The 20176-nt window shown below is 70.9% G+C and carries 17 protein-coding genes; 7 read left to right on the plus strand and 10 right to left on the minus strand.

The window, feature by feature from the left end:
* Nucleotides 1-238 precede the first annotated feature (238 nt).
* Nucleotides 239-385: a hypothetical protein gene (locus ACZ6Y1_RS22785; protein WP_469632640.1), complete on the minus strand. Its 147-nt coding sequence runs from the start codon at nt 383-385 to the stop codon at nt 239-241.
* A gap of 287 nt (nt 386-672) precedes the next feature.
* Between ACZ6Y1_RS22785 and ACZ6Y1_RS22790 the strand changes: the two genes are divergently transcribed.
* Nucleotides 673-1884 carry a pyridoxal phosphate-dependent aminotransferase gene (locus ACZ6Y1_RS22790; protein ID WP_469632642.1) on the plus strand — a complete coding sequence of 404 codons (1212 nt, stop codon included), beginning with the start codon at nt 673-675 and terminating at the stop codon, nt 1882-1884.
* Nucleotides 1885-2026: 142 nt separating this feature from the next.
* The gene (locus tag ACZ6Y1_RS22795; protein WP_469632645.1) at nt 2027-2434 is read left to right on the plus strand and encodes an SCO4983 family protein; all 408 of its coding nucleotides are present in this window, start codon (nt 2027-2029) and stop codon (nt 2432-2434) included.
* A gap of 235 nt (nt 2435-2669) precedes the next feature.
* Here ACZ6Y1_RS22795 and ACZ6Y1_RS22800 read toward each other — a convergent pair whose 3' ends face one another.
* The gene (locus ACZ6Y1_RS22800; RefSeq protein WP_469632648.1) at nt 2670-3092 is read right to left on the minus strand and encodes a hypothetical protein; all 423 of its coding nucleotides are present in this window, start codon (nt 3090-3092) and stop codon (nt 2670-2672) included.
* 143 nt (nt 3093-3235) lie between these two features.
* Here ACZ6Y1_RS22800 and ACZ6Y1_RS22805 point away from each other — a divergent pair, with 143 nt between their 5' ends.
* The 4 genes from ACZ6Y1_RS22805 to ACZ6Y1_RS22820 all read left to right on the plus strand — a co-directional run bounded on the left by ACZ6Y1_RS22805 (nt 3236) and on the right by ACZ6Y1_RS22820 (nt 7875).
* Complete coding sequence (locus ACZ6Y1_RS22805) at nt 3236-4321, plus strand: hypothetical protein (RefSeq protein WP_469632651.1); 1086 nt, start codon at nt 3236-3238, stop codon at nt 4319-4321.
* A 23-nt stretch (nt 4322-4344) separates the two neighbouring features.
* A complete protein-coding gene (locus ACZ6Y1_RS22810) occupies nt 4345-5523 on the plus strand; it encodes a toxic anion resistance protein (protein ID WP_469633109.1) in 1179 nt (392 codons plus the stop codon).
* Nucleotides 5524-5672: 149 nt separating this feature from the next.
* The gene (locus tag ACZ6Y1_RS22815) at nt 5673-7268 is read left to right on the plus strand and encodes a substrate-binding and vWA domain-containing protein (protein ID WP_469633112.1); all 1596 of its coding nucleotides are present in this window, start codon (nt 5673-5675) and stop codon (nt 7266-7268) included.
* The gene (locus ACZ6Y1_RS22820; protein ID WP_469632653.1) at nt 7255-7875 is read left to right on the plus strand and encodes a hypothetical protein; all 621 of its coding nucleotides are present in this window, start codon (nt 7255-7257) and stop codon (nt 7873-7875) included. The genes ACZ6Y1_RS22815 and ACZ6Y1_RS22820 overlap by 14 nt, the downstream gene beginning before the upstream one ends.
* 113 nt (nt 7876-7988) lie before the next feature.
* Here the strand turns inward: ACZ6Y1_RS22820 and ACZ6Y1_RS22825 are convergent, their stop codons facing one another.
* Complete coding sequence (locus ACZ6Y1_RS22825; RefSeq protein ID WP_469632656.1) at nt 7989-9830, minus strand: phosphoenolpyruvate carboxykinase (GTP); 1842 nt, start codon at nt 9828-9830, stop codon at nt 7989-7991.
* Between the two features lie 211 nt (nt 9831-10041).
* On the opposite strand from ACZ6Y1_RS22825, the gene trhA reads away from it, so the two are divergent.
* Complete coding sequence (gene trhA / locus ACZ6Y1_RS22830; protein WP_469632659.1) at nt 10042-10719, plus strand: PAQR family membrane homeostasis protein TrhA; 678 nt, start codon at nt 10042-10044, stop codon at nt 10717-10719.
* A 36-nt stretch (nt 10720-10755) separates the two neighbouring features.
* Here the strand turns inward: trhA and ACZ6Y1_RS22835 are convergent, their stop codons facing one another.
* From ACZ6Y1_RS22835 to ACZ6Y1_RS22865, 7 genes are all read right to left on the minus strand, one after another.
* A complete protein-coding gene (locus ACZ6Y1_RS22835) occupies nt 10756-11520 on the minus strand; it encodes a hypothetical protein (protein ID WP_469632662.1) in 765 nt (254 codons plus the stop codon).
* A gap of 80 nt (nt 11521-11600) precedes the next feature.
* Nucleotides 11601-11867: a protealysin inhibitor emfourin gene (locus ACZ6Y1_RS22840; RefSeq protein WP_469632665.1), complete on the minus strand. Its 267-nt coding sequence runs from the start codon at nt 11865-11867 to the stop codon at nt 11601-11603.
* 3 nt (nt 11868-11870) lie between these two features.
* On the minus strand, nt 11871-12890 hold the full coding sequence (locus ACZ6Y1_RS22845) for a M4 family metallopeptidase (protein WP_469633115.1): 1020 nt from the start codon (nt 12888-12890) through the stop codon (nt 11871-11873).
* 242 nt (nt 12891-13132) lie between these two features.
* Nucleotides 13133-15556 (minus strand): galactose oxidase-like domain-containing protein, encoded by a 2424-nt coding sequence (locus tag ACZ6Y1_RS22850; protein WP_469632669.1) that lies wholly within the window; start codon nt 15554-15556, stop codon nt 13133-13135.
* Nucleotides 15557-15601: 45 nt separating this feature from the next.
* On the minus strand, nt 15602-16768 hold the full coding sequence (locus ACZ6Y1_RS22855) for a glycosyltransferase (RefSeq protein ID WP_469632672.1): 1167 nt from the start codon (nt 16766-16768) through the stop codon (nt 15602-15604).
* 5 nt (nt 16769-16773) lie between these two features.
* Nucleotides 16774-18477: a phospholipid carrier-dependent glycosyltransferase gene (locus tag ACZ6Y1_RS22860; RefSeq protein ID WP_469632675.1), complete on the minus strand. Its 1704-nt coding sequence runs from the start codon at nt 18475-18477 to the stop codon at nt 16774-16776.
* Complete coding sequence (locus tag ACZ6Y1_RS22865) at nt 18474-19916, minus strand: glycosyltransferase (RefSeq protein ID WP_469632679.1); 1443 nt, start codon at nt 19914-19916, stop codon at nt 18474-18476. The genes ACZ6Y1_RS22860 and ACZ6Y1_RS22865 overlap by 4 nt, the downstream gene beginning before the upstream one ends.
* Nucleotides 19917-20176 lie beyond the last annotated feature (260 nt).

Genomic DNA, 20176 nt, shown 5'->3' on the forward strand with positions numbered 1-20176 from the left:
CGGGACGGCCTGTCAAGGGTGGAGCGCAGCGACATCGCGAAGCGACGCGACGAAGGAGCGCCCTTGACAGGCCGGCCCGACGCGGAAGGACGATGAGACCGACGGGAAATCCCCAACCCTTCCTCGCTGCCGACCGGCCGGGGCGCCGACACCGCCCCCTTCCGGTCAGCTGTTCTCCCCCGCCCCGCTGATGCCCCCGCCCGCTGCTGCCCCCGCCCCCACCCACCCTCCTCGCCGCTCAGTGGCCGGACCGCAGGACCAGCATCAGGAGCACGAAGCACATCGTCCCCGCCAGCATGAGGCCCCCCGCCAAGGCCATGATCATCGTGCCGATGCGTTCGGCGCGCAGGCCGTGGTCCTCGGGCTTCCACTCATGCTGATTCATGCCCCCCAGCCTCCCGGCGGGAGCCGGCCGCCGCATGAGTGCCCGTACTCAGTCCCCGTACTCAGGGGTGACGAGCGCAGTGACGAGCGCAGTGACGAGCGCAACATCCCGCGCCGTTTCCCACGCCCGCCCACACCCATTCCGCAGGCCGGAACGCGGGCCCGCCCCGGATTCCAAGGGTGTGTGGCATCACCGCCTGCCCATCGTGCCAAACGGGACATATCACCCCTTCGCGTTCGGCCTAAATGGCTCAGCGGGCGACCGTCGGGACCCCGTAAGCTCCCGTCATGCAGGTGATCCAGTCAACGAAACTCGCCAATGTCTGCTACGAGATCCGCGGACCCGTCCTCGAAGAGGCGATGCGGCTCGAAGCAGCAGGTCATCGCATCCTCAAGCTCAACACCGGCAACCCCGCGGCCTTCGGCTTCGAGTGCCCGCCGGAGATCCTTGAGGACATGCTCCGCAACCTGGGCAGCGCCCACGGTTACGGGGACGCGAAGGGGCTGCTCTCCGCGCGCCGCGCGGTCATGCAGCACTACCAGACCAAGGGCATCGAGCTGGACGTCGAGGACATCTACCTCGGCAACGGGGTCTCCGAGCTGATCCAGATGTCGATGCAGGCGCTGCTCGACGACGGTGACGAGGTCCTCGTCCCCGCCCCGGACTACCCGCTGTGGACCGCCTCCGTCTCGCTGGCCGGCGGTACGGCCGTGCACTACCGGTGCGACGAGCAGTCCGACTGGATGCCCGACCTCGCCGACATCGAGCGCAAGGTCACCGACCGCACGCGCGCGATCGTGATCATCAACCCGAACAACCCGACCGGCGCCGTCTACGACGACGAGATGCTGCGCGGGCTCACGGACATCGCCCGCCGCCACAACCTGGTCGTCTGCTCGGACGAGATCTACGACCGGATCCTGTACGACGGAGCCACGCACACGAACACGGCCGCCCTCGCGCCGGACCTGCTGTGCCTGACCTTCAACGGGCTCTCGAAGAACTACCGCGTAGCGGGCTACCGGGCCGGCTGGATGGCGGTCTGCGGCCCGAAGAAGAACGCCGCCTCGTACATCGAGGGCCTCACGATCCTGGCGAACATGCGCCTGTGCGCGAACATGCCCTCGCAGCACGCCATCGCCACCGCCCTCGGCGGCCGGCAGTCGATCGAGGACCTGGTCCTGCCGGGCGGGCGGATCCTGGAGCAGCGCGACGTCGCGTACGACCTGCTCACCCAGATCCCCGGGGTGACGTGCGTGAAGCCGAAGGGCGCGCTGTACGCGTTCCCGCGGCTGGACCCCTCGGTGTACAAGATCAAGGACGACCGGCAGATGGTCCTGGACCTGCTGCGGGCCGAGAAGATCATGGTCGTGCACGGTACGGGCTTCAACTGGCCCGAGCCCGACCACTTCCGGATCGTGACGCTGCCGAACGCCGTGGATCTTGCCGATGCGGTGACGCGTATCGGGAAATTCCTCGACGGCTACAGCCAGCCGTAGGCAAATCGACGCGATCGGCGGACGCGCGGCGGACGCACGGCAGACGCTCGGGACCACGCACCCAAGCGATCAACAGGATTGAGCTCAACTTTAGAACGGATCCAATGTAGGATGGTCTCCTGACACCGCAGGAGGCCACCTCATGTACGAGCCGATCCGCACGAAGTCGTCGGTCGTCCACCGCATGGGCGCCGCCGCCGCCGAACCCAGCACGGACTACCCGCAGCGCAGCCGTGCCGAGGCGCTGGACATCCAGCTCGCCGGGCACCTTGCGGCTCTGCTCGCCGTGACCGACGAGCTCGGCCTCGACGAGAGCGCCGCGGAGATCGCCGCCCAGGTGACGCGGCTGCGCGGCGCCGAGCCGGCGCGGGCCCCGCGGGGCGTCGCGGCGGCCTCGCCGGCGCTGCACCGGCGCGCGCACGACCTCGCGGCGCGCGCGCTCCTCGTCGCCGCGTCCCGCGCCGACACCACCGTCGCGATCCTCGCCGCCGAGCGGATGGACGCGCATGCCGCCGCGCTGGGGTCCCAGGACCTGGCCGGCGCCCTCTGACGGCCCCGGTCCGGGGCCGCGGAGGCTCCGGACCGGGCGCCACGCCCCTGCGGGGGCTTTGCGCCGCTTGCCGGGGCTCGGCCCCCGAACCCGCGCCTCGAACGCCGGCGGGGCTGGAGATGCCGCTGCGCGGCACCCTGGGGCTCCGCCCCAGACCCCGCTCCTCAAACGCCGGAGAGGCTGGATGTGCCCCGGAGGGGCTGGACGCCAGCAGCCCGGCAGGCCAGCCGCGCGGTCAGTCGGTGCGGGTGAATTCCGCTGCGGTGACCCCGCACCACGGGGTCGTCGACGGCGGCCAGACCGGGCCCAGGGCTTCCGCGTACTCCGTCGCGCCCGGGGCGACCCCCGGGATCTTCACCAGGGACTGCGCCGCCCGGCCACCCGCCTCCGCGGCGGCGCGGTCGCGGAACTCCACCGTGACGACGTACGCCCCCGTTCCCTCCGCGCGGCCCGTCGCCTCCACCGACGCCGTGATCCTGCGGCCCGCCGGATCGACGCGGCACCCGGTGACCCGTACGTACTCCAGCGCCTGCCGGGGCGCGGCCTCCCGCTGGCCCCCGCCGCTCGCCCACACGTACAGCCCCAGCGGGGCGAACACCAGCAGGCCCGCCAGTGTCACCAGACCCACCAGCCAGCCCTGCCATTTCAACGCGCTCACGCCCATGCTCCGATCCTCCTCGGCGACCGCCCCGCCCACCAGCACCACCGGGCCCACACAGCATTTCGAAGTGGGACCGCCCCGTCACCTGACGTTCATTCAACTCAACGCGGAATGTGGGTTTCCGCGAGCACGCTGCACCCGTGAGACGCATACTGGGAATCGTCCTGGGCCTCCTCCTGATCGGCGGCGTCGCAGCCGTCGTCCTTCTCAAGGGGCAGGACCCGGAATCCACGGCAACGAAGACCGTGCGTGGCGTCATCGGCTCGGAGAAGTCCGACTTCTTCCGTGACCCGGACGTCGTCAAGGCCCTTGCGGACAAGGGCTACACCGTGAAGGCGGAGTCCTCCGGCTCCTGGGCGATGGACAAACTCGCCCTCAAGGATTTCGACTTCGCCTTCCCCAGCAGCAGTGAGCCCGCCAAGGAGGTCGAGGCCGCCGCGGGGATCCAGGGAGCCCAGGAGGCCAAGCCCTTCTTCTCTCCGCTCGTCGTCATCGCCCGCCCGAGCGCCGCGAAGGTCCTCGCCGACGGCGGCCTGGTGAAGATGAACGGCAAGAACACCGGGACCCTGCTCATGGGCCCCTTCCTCAAGGCGGCCGACGAGGACCGCAACTGGCAGCAGCTCCCCGGCGCCGCCGCCTTCCCCGAACTGGCCGGCAGGGTGTTCATCAAGACGACCGACCCCGCCACCTCCAACTCCGGCGCCCTCTTCCTCGCCCTCGCCTCCAACGTCGCCAACGGCAACACGGTCGTCGCCGACGACGCCGGGATCGAGCGCACCGCGCCGCTGATGCGCAAGCTGATCTCGGTCCAGGGCGCCCTGGAGCCCAGCACCGACGGCCCGTTCCGGGCCTTCGTCAGCGGCAGCGGCGAACCCCTGATCCTGGCGTACGAGTCCCAGGTGGCCTCGATGCTGCTCCAGCACCAAGGAGCGGGTGCCGCCGACAACATGGTGGTGCTGTACCCGGACACCACCGTCAACTCGGCGCACACCTTCGTCCCGCTGAACGAGAAGGCCCGTGACCTCGGCGCCCTCCTCACCACCGACCCCCGGCTGCGCGAGCTCGTCATGCAGCGCGGGTTCCGCCCGCAGGAGGGCGCGGCCCAGTTCGCCGCCGCCACCACGCCGCACTCCGGCCACCTCAACCCGGGCCTGACCGGCATCCGCCAGGTCGGCACGCCCACCGTCAAGATCCTGATGGCGCTGGCACAGCGCGCCAAGGGCTAGGGGGAATCACGACCATGACACTCATGCCTCCCGAGGACGGCACCTTCGTCCTCAGCGCTCCCGAGCCCGTCGCCCCCGTCCGCCGCGAGCAGGCCTCCGGCCTGGTACCGCTCCAGGACGGGGTACGCGAGGAGATGGCCCGCCGCGCCGACGAGTACGTCGGCCGGCTCGCCGGGATCGATGCCCGCTCCCCCGAGTTCGCTACGCGGATCAGCGAGATCACCGGGCTCGGCACGGCCGACATCCGCAGCGCCGCCCAGCAGTCCAACCGGATGCTGGAGCGGGCCGTGCGCTCCCTCGGCGCGGACGGCGGCGGCGACGCCCAGGCCCGGGTCGCCGGGTCCCTCGTCGAGCTGCGGCGCACCGTCGAGGACCTCGATCCGCGGGACGCCCCCGCGAAGGGCCTGGGCAAGCTGTTCTCGAAACTGCCGGGCGGCAACCGGTTCCGCGACCACGTCGCGAAGTACGCCTCCTCGCAGGCCACCCTGAACCGGATCGTCGGCGCCCTGCGCGGCGGCCAGGACGAGCTGCGCCGCGACAACGCGGCACTGCACACCGAGCGGGCCCGGCTGTGGGAGACGATGGGCAAGCTGCAGGAGTACGCGGTGCTCACCGAGGCCCTGGACACGGCCGTCGGGCAGCGGATCGCGGAGACCGAGCCGACGGATCCGGCGCAGGCCGACGCGATGCGGTCGGACGTGCTGTTCCCCGTCCGGCAGAAGCACCAGGACCTGCTGACGCAGCTCGCGGTGTGCGCGCAGGGCTACCTGGCGATGGACGTGGTCCGGCGCAACAACGAGGAACTGATCAAGGGCGTCGACCGGGCCGCGACGACGACGGTGTCGGCGCTGCGGATCGCGGTGATGCTGGCCTCGGCCCTCGACCACCAGAAGAAGGTGGTCGAGCAGGTCAACGCGTTGCGGGGGACGACGGAGGAGCTGATCCGGGGGAACGCGGAGATGCTGTCCTCGCAGAGCGGTGAGATCCAGCGGATCGCGGCGGATCCGGCGGTGGGGGCGGAGACCCTGCGGGTGGCGTTCGCGCAGATCTACAAGACGCTCGATGCGATCGACACGTTCAAGGTGCAGGCGACGGAGAGCATGGCGGCGACGGTGGAGTCGTTGACGGACGAGCTGCGGACCGCTTCCGGTCATCTGGCGCGGGCGCGGACCGCCTCTGGCCTTGAGGGGGGTGCGCGGTGAGCGGCGCCGAGCAGGAGGGGCGGCCGCTGCGCGGGGCTCTCCCCCACCCCGCCCCTTCCCGAAACCGGGGCTCCGCCCCGGACCCCGCTCCTCGAACGCCGGAGGGGCTGGATTTCGCCCCGCAGGGCGGACAGAAGCGGCGAAGCCGGTTGTGGCGGCGGGTGCTGGCGGCGGCGCTGGCGGTCGTCGGGATGGTCGCCGCCTCCGGGTGCAGTTCCGACAAGCCCGACGCGCCGAAGCCCTCGGTCTACAAGGACGGCACGCTGCGCGTGCTGGCCTCCAGTGAGCTCGCCGACATGAAGCCCGTGCTGGAGCAGGCCAGGAAGGCCACCGGGGTCACCGTGGAGCTCAACTGGTCCGGGACGCTCGATGCCGTGGAGCAGGTCGCCTCCGGGAAGGCCGACGGGAAGTACGACGCGATCTGGCTGTCGTCCAACGACTACCTGCGGCTGCGGCCCGAGGCCGCCGGGAAGCTGGCCAACGAGACCCCGGTGATGTCCTCGCCCGTCGCCCTCGGCGTCAAGCCGGAGGCGCTGGCCCGGCTGGGCTGGCAGCCCGGGGAGGTCACCTGGTCCAAAGTGCACGAGGCCGTCGCCGCCGGGAAGCTGACGTACGGGATGACGGACCCGGTGCGTTCCAACTCCGGTTTCGCCGCCCTGGTGTCGGTGGCCTCGGGCCTCTCCGGCGCGCAGGCCGCGCTGACCGACGCGGACGTGAAGGCGGCGCAGCCCAAGCTGAAGGAGTTCTTCTCCGGGCAGAAGCTGACCTCCGGCTCCTCGGGGTGGCTGGCCTCCGCCTACGCCAAGCGCGCGGACGTCGACGCCCTGGTCAACTACGAGTCCGTGCTGCTCTCCATGAACCGGGACTCGAAGACGAACCTGCAGGTGGTCCGGCCCTCGGACGGTGTGGTCACCGCGCACTACCCGCTGACCCTGCTGACTTCGGCCCCGGCCGGGGCCCGCGAGTCGGGGCGGGTGCTGACCGACTACCTGCGCGGGCCCGAGGCGCAGCAGGCGATCACCGGGCAGACCTTCCGCCGCCCGGTCGCCTCCGGGGTGTCCCCGGCGGCGGGGCTGGGCGCGGACAAGCGGCGCGAGCTGCCGTTCCCCGGCTCGCGGCAGGTCGCCGACGGGCTGCTGGCCTCGTACGAGAACGAGCTGCGGCGGCCCTCGCGGACGGTCTACGTGCTCGACACCTCGGGTTCGATGTCGGAGGAGGACCGGATCGGGCGGCTGAAGGCGGCGCTCACCGATCTGACGGGCACGGGGACTTCGGAGACCGGGCACCGGTTCCGGGACCGTGAGGAGGTCACCCTGCTGCCCTTCGGTTCGAAGGTGAAGTCGACCCGTTCCTACGTGGTGGAGCCGGGCAGGCAGCAGACCGCCCTGGACGCGATCCGCGCCGACATCAACGGTCTGAGGCCGGAGGGGGGTACGGCGGTCTACAGCAGTCTGGAGGCCGCGTACGAGCACATCGGCAAGGGCGGCCAGGACGCCTTCACCTCGATCGTGCTGATGACGGACGGGGCGAACACGGAGGGGGCGGGTGCGAAGCACTTCGACTCCTTCTACGCGGGGCTGCCCGAGGCGCGGAAGGGGACGCCGGTCTTCGCGGTCCTCTTCGGGGACTCGGACCGCAAGGAGCTCACCCACATCACCGAACTGACCGGCGGGCGGCTCTTCGACGCCACCGGGGGCAACGGTTCGCTGGACGGAGCGTTCGAGGAGATCCGTGGCTACCAGTAGTGCCCGTGGCGGGAAGCTGCTCCCTTTCCTGGAGTCGAAGAAGAACCTGGCCGGCAGCGCCTGCGGCGTGGCCGGTGTGGGCCTCGCGCTGACCGGGGCGGCCGGCGGGTGGTGGCCGGTGGTGGTGGCCGGGCTGTACGGGGCGGGCGCGCTGATCGCCCCGCCCGAGCGGACGGCGCCGCCGCCCTTCGATCCGGACGCGGAACTCGGCGTACTGCGCGAGGACTTCGCGCTGCTGCGCAGCTACCTGGCCGGGGTGGAGCTGCCGCAGGCGGCCGGGGACCGGCTGACCGGGCTGATGGGCTTCTACGAGGCGCTGCTCGATCCGGGGTGGGTGGCGCAGGTCCTGGCCGCCGATCCGGAGTCGGTGTACGCGGTGTCGCGGGCGGTGCGCCGGGACGTGCCGGAGTGCGTGGACACCTACAACCGGACGCGCTGGTGGGCGCGGCTGACGCCGGGCGGCGAATCGCCCGAGCGTCAGCTGGAGCGGCAGCTGGACCTGCTGCACGCGGAGGCGGAAAGACTGACGGCCGACCTCCGCGAGGCGGAAGCCGGCCGTCAGCAGTCGCACACGGCCTATCTGGAGGAGCGCGGACAACACTCCTGAAGAAGACCGGGTGCTGCGATGGGGGCCGCTTGGTCGGGGGCTCCCACAGCGGTGGGCGCCGCTTGGTCGGGGGCTCCCACGTTCTCGGTCCCGGTGCTACCGGGCTCGGGCTCTCAGCCCAGGCGCTCGACGAGCGCGTGGTACTGGTCCCACAGTTCCTTCGGCGTGTGGTCGCCGTAGGTGTTCAGGTGCTCGGGGACCAGGGCGGCCTCCTCGCGCCAGACGTCCTTGTCGACGGTGAGGAGGAAGTCCAGGTCCTCGGCGGGGAGGTCCAGGCCGTCGAGGTCGAGGGAGTCCTTGGTCGGCAGGATGCCGATGGGGGTCTCGGTGCCCTCGGCGGTGCCGTCGAGGCGGCCGACGATCCACTTCAGGACGCGGCTGTTCTCGCCGAAGCCGGGCCACACGAACTTGCCCGCGTCGTTCTTGCGGAACCAGTTCACGTAGTAGATCTTCGGGAGCTTGGACTGGTCCTTGTCCGCGGCCACCTTGACCCAGTGGGCCATGTAGTCGCCCATGTTGTAGCCGCAGAACGGCAGCATGGCGAAGGGGTCGCGGCGCAGCTCGCCGACCTTGCCCTCGGCGGCGGCGGTCTTCTCGGAGGCGATGTTCGAGCCGATGAAGACGCCGTGGTTCCAGTCGAAGGACTCGGTGACCAGCGGCACTGCGGAGGCGCGGCGGCCGCCGAAGAGGATCGCGGAGATCGGGACGCCCTTGGGGTCCTCCCACTCGGGGGCGATCGTCGGGCACTGCGAGGCCGGGACGGCGAAGCGGGCGTTGGGGTGGGCGGCCGGGGTCTCCGATTCCGGAGTCCAGTCGTTGCCCTTCCAGTCGATGAGGTGCGCGGGCGTCTCCTCGGTCATGCCCTCCCACCACACGTCGCCGTCGTCGGTGAGCGCGACGTTGGTGAAGACGGTGTTGGCGTACATCGTCTTCATGGCGTTGGCGTTGGTGTGCTCGCCGGTGCCGGGGGCGACGCCGAAGAAGCCGGCCTCGGGGTTGATCGCGTAGAGGCGGCCGTCCTCGCCGAAGCGCATCCAGGCGATGTCGTCACCGATGGTCTCGACCGTCCAGCCGGGGATGGTCGGCTCCAGCATGGCCAGGTTGGTCTTGCCGCAGGCGGACGGGAAGGCGGCGGCGACGTACTTCGTCTCGCCCTCGCCGGCCGGCGGGGTGAGCTTGAGGATGAGCATGTGCTCGGCGAGCCAGCCCTCGTCGCGGGCCATGACGGACGCGATGCGCAGGGCGTAGCACTTCTTGCCGAGCAGGGCGTTGCCGCCGTAGCCGGATCCGTAGGACCAGATCTCGCGGGTCTCGGGGAAGTGCGAGATGTACTTGGTGGTGTTGCACGGCCACGGGACGTCCGCCTGGCCCTCTTCCAGGGGGGCGCCGAGGGTGTGCACGGCCTTGACGAAGAAGCCGTCGGTGCCGAGCTCGTCGAGGACGGGCTTGCCCATGCGGGTCATGGTGCGCATGGCGACCGCGACGTAGGCGGAGTCGGTGATCTCGACGCCGATCGCGGAGAGCTCGGAGCCGAGGGGGCCCATGCAGAAGGGGACGACGTACATCGTGCGGCCCTTCATGGAGCCGCGGAAGATGCCCTTCTCTCCCGAGAAGAGGTCCTTCATCTCCGCCGGGGCCTTCCAGTGGTTGGTCGGGCCCGCGTCCTCCTCCTTCTCGGAGCAGATGAAGGTGCGGTCCTCGACGCGCGCGACGTCGGAGGGGTCGGAGGCGGCGTAGTACGAGTTCGGGCGCTTGGTCTCGTCGAGCTTCTTGAACGTGCCCTTGGCGACGAGCTCCTCGCACAGGCGCTCGTACTCGGCCTCGGAGCCGTCGCACCAGACGATGCGGTCGGGCTGGGTCAGGGCAGCGATCTCGTCCACCCAGGAGATCAGCTCTGTGTGGTCGGTGGGGCTTGTCGGACCGGAAGTGGTGGGAGCCGCGTTGTCGCGCGCCACGATTGCTCCTTGTTGAGGGGTTTGTTTGGTGTGTGCCCCGTGGGGGCTGCGACCCGGACGCTTCGCGCTCCGCTCATCCGGTGTCGACCGCACTCATCTGATCATCCGGTGGATGTGCGCATATGTCCAGAGGGCCTCTCACGTGAGCATCGCCACGTCCGTCAATCTTCCGTAAAGAGGACCCAGGGAAAGCTACGGACCCGTAGGTAGCATGTCGTTCATGACTTCTGACGCCGCCGCCGCAATGGCAGAGCCGGAGGCCAAGCCGCTGATGCGCGGCTGGCTGCACACCGGAATGTTTCCCGCAGTGGTGATCGCGGGCCTGGTGCTGATGGCCTTCACCGACTCGACGAAGGCCCGGGTCGCCTGCGGCGTCTACATCCTCACGGCCTGCCTGCTCTTCGGCGTCAGCGCCGTCTACCACCGCGGTACGTGGGGCCCGCGCGGCGAGGCGATCCTGCGCCGGCTCGACCACGCCAACATCTTCCTGATCATCGCGGGCACGTACACGCCGCTGACCGTGCTGCTGCTCCCGCCGTCCACCGGGCGCACGCTGCTGTGGGCGGTGTGGATCGCGGCCGCCGCCGGCATCGCGTTCCGCGTCTTCTGGGTCGGCGCCCCGCGCTGGCTGTACACCCCCTGCTACATAGCGATGGGCTGGGCGGCCGTCTTCTTCCTCCCCGACTTCATGCGCACCGGCGGTATCGCCGTGCTGGTGCTGGTGGTCGTCGGCGGTCTGCTCTACAGCGTGGGAGGGGTCATCTACGGGATGAAGCGGCCCAATCCCTCCCCCCGCTTCTTCGGTTTCCACGAGGTCTTCCACTCGCTGACCCTCGCGGCCTTCGTGGCGCACTACGTCGGCATCTCGCTCGCCGCCTACTCGCACTGACCGGCGCCGGCCCGCCCGGAGCGGCCTCGGCCCCGGTCAGGGCGACAGGTCGCGGGCGAGGGCGGTCAGCACCGTCCGGGTCTTGGTCTCACCGGCCAGTGGCAGGACGAGACCCCGCTCCTTGAGGGCTCCGCCGAGCCGGTCCTGGACCCCAGCCGCCTCGCCGAGGTCCGCGCGCAGCGACACCTCCAGGAACCGCAGCCCGTTGCCGGTGGTCCACTCCTCGATCGCCACGAAGCCGGGCAGTCCGTCCCACTCCTGCTTCCACTTGACGGCGTGCACCGGGCCGAGCGCCGTCAGGCCGTCGAGGTCGTCCACCGCCGTCCCGGCGGCCTCCAGCAGCTCCAGCTGCGGATCGGTGAGCGTCCCGTCCAGCCCGCCCGCCTCGGCGTCGAGCGCCGCCGCGAAGTCCGCCTCTGCCTCCAGCGAGGCCGACAGGACGGGTGTGAAGAGGGGTCCGGCCCGGTCCTCCTCGGCCCTGAACTCCCAGTCCTCCTCCTCACGCTCCTCCTGCCAGTCGTGCGGGAGCGGCGGGCAGGGGCGCAGTTTCACGGTGAGGTCGGCCTTCCGCTTGGAGCCCGGCCCCTCCTCGTCCCGTCGCAGACGCAGGATGAGACCCCGGTCCAGCAGGGGGAGCGAGACTCCGGCGCCCGGCGCCTTCTTCGGTCGGTCCCAGAAGTGGATGACGCGGGCGCGCCCCTCGTCCCGGTCGAGCTCCAGGGCGCCGAACGCCGCCTCCGCCTCCCCTCCGGCAAAGCTGATCTTGATCTCTGCGGCCGTGGCCGTGGGCGACTGCCTCATGATTTCGTTATCCCATGACGGGCCGGGGCCCGCATTCCGGTGGGCCGCCCCTTCGGCGCACCGGAATGCGGGTGGCCCGGCTAGGCGCCGTCGCGCAGGACCCGTTCCACCAGTTCCTCCTGTTCATCGGTGATCTTCGGGTCGGCGAACTCGACCGTACGGTCGTCGACGGTCACGGAGTAGCGGTAACCATCGGGTACGACCGTGGCGGGTCCCGGTCCCGTCTGGGCGAGGACCGCGGTCGCGAGGCGCTCCAGCTCGGCCGCGTCGGACCGGCCCGTCGTCTCCAGCTCGGCCTTGAGCGGGAAGCCCGCGAAGCCGCCGCTCCTGGTCACGCGGATGCGCACGGCTCAGCCATGGTGGTTGCCGTTGACGCCGACGTGGGCCCACGCCTTGAGGACCGCTTCCAGCTCCAGCCCCTGACCGAAGCGCTTCCTCGTGGCCTCGACCGTGGCCTGGGCGAACTGCCGGAAGGTGGCGCGCCTGGGCAGTTCGCCGGAGGTGAGGGTGTCGTACCAGATCTGCCCCGGCTTCTCCCAGGCGAAGCCGCCGATCTGGGTCGCGATCAGGTAGAACGCGTGGTTGGGGATACCGGAGTTGATGTGGACGCCGCCCTCGTCGAAGTCCACCTCCTGGAACTTGTCCATGTGGTCCGGCTGCGGGTCGCCGCCCGGCCAGACGCGGTCGTCGGTGAAGGCGGTCCCGGGCGCCTTCATGGAGCGCAGGGCCTGCCCCTGCACCAGAGGGGTGAAGATGCCGGCGCCGATGAGCCAGTCGGCCTCTTCCGCGTTCTGGCCGCGGGCGAACTGCTTGACCAGGCTGCCGAAGACGTCGGAGACCGACTCGTTGAGGGCTCCGGACTGGCCCTCGTAGACCAGGTCGGCGGTGAACTGCGTGACACCGTGTGTCATCTCGTGGGCGACGACGGCGGGATCGAACGTGAAGTCGTTGTAGACCAGCCCGTCCCCGTCGCCGAAGATCATGGCTTCGCCGTCCCAGAGGGCGTTGTTGAACTTGCGCCGGAAGTGGACGGTCGCGTCCAGCGGCAGGTTGGCGTCGTCGATCGAACGACGGCCGTAGACCTGCTGGAAGAAGTCGAAGGTGAGGCCGAGGATGTTGTAGGCCCGGTTGACCGTGCCGTCCAGCACCGGGTCCTCACCCTCCGCCCTGACCTGATCGCCGGGCAGGATCCTGGTGTTGTGGGTGTCGAAGACGGTCCGCTGGAGGACGGCCGGGCCCGTCGGGACCGCCCCCTCCACCTCTCTGGGCGCGTCCTTCCGCTTCTGGCGGAGTTCGGCGCTGGCCGCGAGGGTCTTCTCGGCGGCCTCGCGGATCCTGGGGTCGTCCCATTCCGTCAGTCTTTCGAGCATGTAGGGCGGCAGGATGCCGCAGACGCAGCGCTCGGATTCCGTTGCTCCGTGTTCCCCGCTGACGGGGATGCGAGTGGTGTCCACGTCGAACGAAGGTGGCGGCCCCGGACCGCGGAGGTCACGCACCGCCCCGGGTTCTCACCCTCACGCGCCGTCCGATTGGCCCGGATGGTCCTGTACGCGGGAGGGCCCGGCCGCCGGATGCGGCCGGGCCCCCGTCCTGCGCGTGCTTCGCGGGCCCGCTAGCAGGTGTAGCCGTCCCGGTCCTGGTCGAGGCGGAGCGGGTCGCTGCCGTTGACCTTCATCCGCTTCGGGTACTGGTGGGCGGCCAGCCAGTCGCAGCGGGCCTTCGTCGTCTCCTTCACCTCGGCCGGGAAACGGGTCGGCACGCACACGTTGACCGTGCCGTAGTGCCGGTCGCAGCCCGCCACGGTCGGCGCCACCGGGGCGGAGTCCCGGGGGGCCGGGTTCTCCTTCGGGGCCGCCAGCTCGTTCGCGAAGGTGTGCTCGTGCGCGGTCGGCTGCTCGGCGGCGGCCGCCGCCGCGAGCGCGGGCGGACCGCCCAGGTGCACCCACTGCGCGATGGAGGGTACGCCGTTCGCGTCGACCGCGAAGAGCATGTACCAGCCGGGCGGCGCCAGGTTCGGGTTGCTGGTGACGTTGAGGTCGACGGTGGTGCCGTTGACGACCGTCATCGGCAGGTCCACGAACCGCTGGTTGGGGTCCGAGGAGTGGGTGACCGCCGCCGGCCGGATCAACTCCGCTTTGGCGACCGCCCGGTTGACGGTGATCCGCTGCGTGTCCCCGTACACCCACTGGTTGTCGATCACCGAAGTGATCTGCGGGCGGGCGCCCTTGAACAGGTACGGCGGGGTGTAGATCGACACGTTGTGGTTGTAGGTGCCGTTGCCCGGGTTGTCGCCCACCGACATGACCCGGCCGTCGGGCAGCAGGAACGAGCCCGAGTGGTAGGTGCGCGGGATCGGGTCGGCGGCCAGGCCCGCCTGGTAGGTGTTGGTGACCGGGTCGAAGAACGAGGCCTCGTAGACCGGGTCGGCCCGGTCGTGCAGCCCGCCGCCCGTCTCCAGCACCTTGCCGTCCGGGAGCAGCACCGCGGACACGAACATCTTGCCCTCGGCGCCGGTCTGCGGCCGCTTGCCCTGGCCCTGGTCGACCTGCCCCTGCGGCAGGTCGGGGCCGGCCGTGTAGGCGGGGCTCGCCGCCTTCAGGTCGATGATGTCGGTGAGGCGGTTGGCGGCCGGGTTGCGCTCGTTGTTGCCGCCGCCGATGGTCAGGACGCGCTGGTCCTGCGCGGGCGGCAGCAGCACGCTCGCCGACTCGTCGCGCTCGTCCTTGTTGCGCAGGCCGGGCACGTCGGTGATGGTGTTGGCGTCGTAGTCGTAGACCGAGGCGCCGGTGCCGGGCGTGCCGTTGCCGAAGGTGTGGCTGCCCGAGTAGAAGAGCCGCCCGTCCTGCATGAGGATCATCGACGGGTACAGACCCCAGTACGACCAGGTCTGGTTGACCTCGTTCATCGGCAGCCACTTGTTCTGCGCCGCCGAGAACTTCTCCGCGGTCACGTTGCCCGTGGAGTCCTCCTTCAGACCGCCGAAGGAGATCACGTCACCGTTGCCGAGGATGGTCGCCGACGGGTACCAGTGCCCGCCGTTCATGTCGTTGGTCTTCGTGTACGTCTCGGTCGCCGGGTCGAAGGTGTACGAGTCCTTCAGCCCCTGGTAGCCGATCTTGCCGTCGGCCGAGGGGTACCCCTTGTTGCCGCTCATCACCAGGACCCGGCCGTCGGACAGCTGGACGTGACCCGAGCAGAACATGTCCACCGGCGTCGGAATCGTCCTGACCGTCCCGTTCACCGGGTCGTAGACGGCGGAGGTGAAGGTGCCCGCGTTGAACTGGGAGATGTCGTTGCCCGACCCGGCGATCAGCAGCACCTTGCCGTTCTTCAGGACGACGGCGTGCATCGAGCGCACCGGGTTCTTGGTGGCCATCACCTCCCACTTGCCCTTGGCGCACTCCTCCGCCGTGCCCGAGCAGGCCGGCTGCGGCGGGACCGCGCCCACCTCCTCCAGCGCGTAGTCGTCGGTGGTGAGCGTGCCCACCCCGTAGACCGATATGCCCCACGCGATCTTGTCGGTGTTGGGCGGGACCGCCGGCGTACGGACCTCCGTTCGCGCCCACGCCGCGCTGACCGGCGGGTTCTGCAGGTCCGTCCAGTACTGCCAGCCCGCCGTCGTGTCGTGGCGGAACACCGTCACCGACACGTCCGGGGTGTCCGACTTGTACCAGGCGGACAGGTCGTACTGCCTGCCCGGCACCACCGTCGGCGCGCACGCGGCGTTCTCGGTGACCAGGGCCTTGCGGTCGCCGGAGACCCGTCGGGTGAGCGTGACCTTCATCGCCTTGGTGCCCGAGTGCGCGTCCGCGACGGTCGCGAAGGTGAAGTCGTTGTCGCCCCAGCCGGACTTGTTCCAGCAGGACGGCATGTCGGAGCCGGGTGCACCGGCCGTCTCGAAACCGGGATTGGAGAGCAGATTGGGCGCACCGGCCGTGGCCTGCTGCGATGCTGTCATCAGCAGGCCCGCGGTCATCGCCCCGACGGTCAGCAGTGCGGCCCGCCGCCCTGCCCTCCGCCGGATCTTCGGACGCATGAAAAGTTCCCTTCTGTGCGGCTCGGCCGGGCTCCTGGAACGCCGCTACGGCTTGGGCGCCTTGCGCGGCAGGTAGACGAGGGCCTCCGTCGCCGCGAACCGCAGGACGAAGGTGGTGACCAGCGCGAGGGCCGTGGCCGGCAGCACAGCCATCCCCAGCTTCGCGACGAACACCGCGATCAGCGGGATGCGCAGCAGCAGGTCCGCGTTGGCCAGCAGCGCGAACCGGCCGACCCGGTCCGCCCAGTGCCGGTGCCGCCTGCGGTCACGGAAGAGCAGCACCTCGATGAGTACGAAGTTCCACAGCACTCCCGCCTGGTTGGCGAGGATCTCCGCCGGGAGGTAGTGCATGCCCGCGTGCGTCAGCAGCCACAGCGCCGCCAGGTTCGGCACGAACCCGGAGAGCCCGATCAGACCGAAGCCGATCATCCGGGCCAGCGGTGTCGCCGAGCGCAGCGAGGCCAGGTGCGCCAGGAAGCGCATGCCCTCACGGGCGGTGGACTTGGACTCGCCGGAGAAGCGGTCCTGGAAGACGAACGGCACCTCGGCGACCTTGCCGGGGCGGCAGCGCACGGCCAGCTCCAGCAGGATCTTGTAGCCGAGGGGCCTCAGGGCGTCCGCGGTGACGACGGAGCGCCGCATCGCGAAGAAGCCGCTCATCGGGTCGCTGATCCCGCGCAGGGCGCGCGGGAAGAGACCCTTGGTCAGCCAGGTCGCGCCCCGCGAGACGGCGATCCGGTAGCTCCCGGCCAGTCCGGCCCGGCTGCCGCCGCTGATGTAGCGGGAGGCGACGACGAGGTCCGCGCCGGTGCGCTCGCCCTCGCCGACGAGTTCGGGCACCAGGTGGGGCGGGTGCTGGAGGTCGGCGTCCATGACGACGATCCAGTCGGTGTCCGCCCGCCGGATCCCCTCGACGACGGCGCCGCCGAGGCCGCCGTCGGGCACCTCGCGGTGCAGGACCGACACCCGGAAGGGGTGGTCGGCGGCCGCCTTCTCGATGACGGCCGGTGTGTCGTCCGTGGAGTCGTCCACGAACAGCACGTCGCAGGGCAGGTGTTCGGGGAGTGCGTCGCCGAGCCGGCGCAGCAGCTCCGCGACGTTCCCCGACTCGTTGAAGGTCGGGACGATGAGGGTGACGCTGCCCGTCGCGGTCCCCGCAGCGGTGAGATCCGCTGCGACCGGGGCGGGCAGGGACCGCAGGTCCTCGGTCATGGTGGTCAGCTCCCGGTCGGGTGGTCGGCGGAGGCGGTTCCCGCGGCACGGCCGGCGGCGTCCGTCCTGCGGATCTCGATGCGGTCCTCGCCCTCGCCGAAGACGGCCACGACGGTCGAGTGCTCCAGCGCCGCCTTCACGTTCGGCAGGTCCGCGGCGTCACGGCGCACCGTCGGCGAGGAGACGACGTAGTCGATGTCCCGCCAGCCCCGCGGCATCGTCCGGGTCACGGCCGGGTCGAGGTCGGCCTTGTAGAACCAGATGGCCCCGACCCCCGGCTCGAAGCCGCGGTGCACGGCGTCCAGCCAGAGGGCGTCATCGAGCAGGACCCGGGTGTGCTCGGGGTCGGGCACCTCGCGGCCCAGCCAGGCCGCGGCCTGCCGGTACGGGGCGTTCGCGTCGGCGGTGAGCGCGGTGCGGTTGCCCTCGTACCAGCGTGGCAGCACGTACACCACGGCGGAGACCGCGAGCACGACGGTCAGCGCCCAGCGGGCCCACAGCAGTTCACGCCGCTCCTGCGGTGCCCGGCGGCGGCGCAGCACGGCGTGCGTGACGCTGGCGGCGCCGCCGGCGAGGACGAGCGCGAGGAACGGCAGGGCCTGGATCACGTACATCGCCGGGAGGTAGCCGGAGCCCCGCATGGCGACGAGCGCCAGGATCACGCAGGCCAGTGCGGGGCCGGCGAGCGCCCGGGCGGTCACGGACCAGCGGACGGTGACGATCAGCAGCACGGCGCCGGCCAGCCCGCCGAGCGGCAGGACCGTGTCGTAGTACAGCCAGGACCGGAACACGCCGTTCGAGCCGGTACCCGGGGTGAGGATGAAGCCGGAGCCCGGCCGGCTCATCTGGTAGGTGATGCCGTCGATCAGCGAGACGTGCCCGGCGCCGGGCAGCAGCTCGCTGTTGAGGAGGGCGTACAGCGGATAGGAGAGGCCGATCAGCGCGCAGGCGGTGATGGCGCCGGTGACGGCGAACTTGCGGGTGTCGCGGTGGCTGTGGCGCCACATCGTCACCAGCAGCGCCGGCAGCACCACCAGCATCGTCTCCTTGGTGAGGACGGCGGTGGCCGCGGCCAGCCCGGAGGCGAAGTGGTGCCACAGGTGCCGGCTCGGGGACGCGGCCAGGCAGAAGGCCAGCAGCATCCACATCACGGCGAGGTTGTCGAGGAAGATCTCGCGCTGGAGCACCACGGAGAGCGGCGACAGCCCGAACAGGCCCATCGCCAGCCCGGCCGCCCAGCGCGGCAGCCACAGCCGGCGCGCCAGCACGTACATCAGCACGGCACTGGCCGCCGAAACCGCGAGCATCGCGAACCGCATCGTCGCGACGGTCATCGAGTCGGGCGCGAAGAGGGACGGCAGGTACGTCAGCGCCGCCAGCTGTATCCAGCCGAGCGGCGGGTGGTCGTACCAGTACGTGTAGTGCGCCAGCCCGTCGCCCTGCTGGACGGCCCACGCCTGGGCGAGGTAGGTGCCCTCGTCGTCGCTGAGCGTCGGGAAGTCGGTGATGTTCCAGCCCTGTACGAGGACGATCACCAGCAGCAGCACGCCGCACAGCAGCAGATCGGGGCGGGAGGAACGGAAACGCACCATCGGCCGGAGCGGCGCGGGCCGCACCCCGAGGCCGCCGGCCGGGCCGCGCCGCTGCGCGGGGACGGTGGCACCGGCCGGGGACCGGGGGTCGGTGGCCGTGGGCAGGGTGGCGGTCACTGGCGGCCGTCCTCTCGGATCGCGGTGGCGGTGGCGGTGGCGGCGGCGGCCGGGGCGGTGGCGGCGCCGGCGGCCGGGGCGGCGGTGGAGCCGGCCCCGACGGCGGCCGGGGCGGCGGCGCGCCGGCCGGGGGCGGTCACCGGCGCGGTGTCCGCGGTGGCCACGGCGTCCGCGGTGGCCGCGGCGTCCGCGGTGGCCGCGGCGTCCAGATGCGCGCCCGTGTGGCTCGTCAGCTCCCACTCGTTGCGGCCCCGGTGCTCGCGCCAGACCGCGCGGATCGCCGCGCCCGCCAGCATCACCTGGTAGAAGGGGCCGCCGACGACGAGCTTGACGTAGTGCACGAAGCGCACGGGCAGCCCGTACTGGCGGCCGAAGTCGTGCAGTCCGACGACCTCGAAGACGAAGGTCACCATCGCCGCGAGCATCGGGAGGAAGGTGACGAACGCGATCCCGACCGGCACGTCCAGGAAGACCGCGACGGCGAAGTTCACCGGGATGATCACCCCGGACGCGGCCTGCATGAAGGGGGTCATCAGCGTGTAGCGGGCCAGCCAGCGCCGGCCGCGGCCGGGCAGCTGACGCCAGTCCTTCTTCCGGTAGACCTGCAGGAAGCCCTGGTTCCAGCGGGTGCGCTGCTTGAGCAGGCTCATCAGCGAGCCGGGCGTCTCCTCGCGGGTGACCATGTCGGAGTCGTAGGCGACGACCACCTTCTTGCCGACGGACGACAGCCGCACGCCCAGGTCGCAGTCCTCGGCGAGGCAGTTCGGATCCCATCCGTCGGCCTCGCGCAGCACATCGGTGCGGACGAAGACGGTGTTGCCGCCGAGCGGGATGAAGCCCTTCTCGGCGTGCAGGTGGAGGCGGGAGCGGAACCAGAAGAAGTACTCCAGGCAGTTGCGCAGGCTGTACCAGCTGGAGTGGAAGTTGATGAGCTGCACCCCGCCCTGGACCACGTCGGCGCCGGTGGATCGGAAGGCGTGGTCGACGTGGGCGAGCAGCTCGGGGTGGACCTGGTCCTCGGCGTCGAAGACCCCGACGATGTCGCCGCGGCAGTGCGGGAGTGCGGTGTTGAGCGCTTTGGGCTTGTTCTTGGTCTCGTGGTGGTCGACGACGACCCGCACCCGGTCGGGTGCACGGCCCGCGGCGCGTTCCGCGACCTCCGCGGTCTCCGGGTCGTCGTGCCCGACGATCACGATGATCTCGTAGTCGGTGTGGCTCGACTCCAGCAGCCGCTCGATGGTGTGCTCCAGGACCGCCTGCTCGTGGCGGGCCGGCAGCAGCAGCGAGAAGGACAGGCCGCCGCCCCCGTCGGGGCGGTCGAAGCGGGTCGAGGCGAGCACCTCGGGGGTGCGCCACGCGTGCATCTGCCACCAGAGCGTGAACGCGGCGATCCCGAAGAGCGCAAGCGAAATGACCGAAATGAACACAGCGGTGAACAAAACGTCCCCCCACAGGCGTGCCGCAACCCCGAGCGGCGATCGTCAACCCCCCGGAAGCTCACGGCGGGCCCCCATGCCCGCCGCCCCCAGCTTCCGCTTGCCCCTCGCGTGCGCGCCCCCCAGCGCGCCGTCACAGTGGCCGTTCCGGCCACACTCCAGCAACCCTCGAAGGGATGAGATTAGGCGGTGAACATGACACTCAGGTGCTGGCTGGATAAAAAAGGGGTTACCGAACTCCGGTACACACAAACGGAATTGGC

Source organism: Streptomyces sp. NPDC053432 (genome assembly GCF_055585365.1).

Bases quoted from the DNA above. Each gene is read 5' to 3' on its own strand.
- ACZ6Y1_RS22785 (WP_469632640.1), bottom strand. From the start codon at position 385: ATGAATCAGCATGAGTGGAAGCCCGAGGACCACGGCCTGCGCGCCGAA.
- ACZ6Y1_RS22790 (WP_469632642.1), top strand. From the start codon at position 673: ATGCAGGTGATCCAGTCAACGAAACTCGCCAATGTCTGCTACGAGATC.
- ACZ6Y1_RS22795 (WP_469632645.1), top strand. From the start codon at position 2,027: ATGTACGAGCCGATCCGCACGAAGTCGTCGGTCGTCCACCGCATGGGC.
- ACZ6Y1_RS22810 (WP_469633109.1), top strand. From the start codon at position 4,345: ATGCCTCCCGAGGACGGCACCTTCGTCCTCAGCGCTCCCGAGCCCGTC.
- trhA (WP_469632659.1), top strand. From the start codon at position 10,042: ATGTCGTTCATGACTTCTGACGCCGCCGCCGCAATGGCAGAGCCGGAG.
- ACZ6Y1_RS22835 (WP_469632662.1), bottom strand. From the start codon at position 11,520: ATGAGGCAGTCGCCCACGGCCACGGCCGCAGAGATCAAGATCAGCTTT.
- ACZ6Y1_RS22845 (WP_469633115.1), bottom strand. From the start codon at position 12,890: ATGCTCGAAAGACTGACGGAATGGGACGACCCCAGGATCCGCGAGGCC.
- ACZ6Y1_RS22850 (WP_469632669.1), bottom strand. From the start codon at position 15,556: ATGCGTCCGAAGATCCGGCGGAGGGCAGGGCGGCGGGCCGCACTGCTG.
- ACZ6Y1_RS22855 (WP_469632672.1), bottom strand. From the start codon at position 16,768: ATGACCGAGGACCTGCGGTCCCTGCCCGCCCCGGTCGCAGCGGATCTC.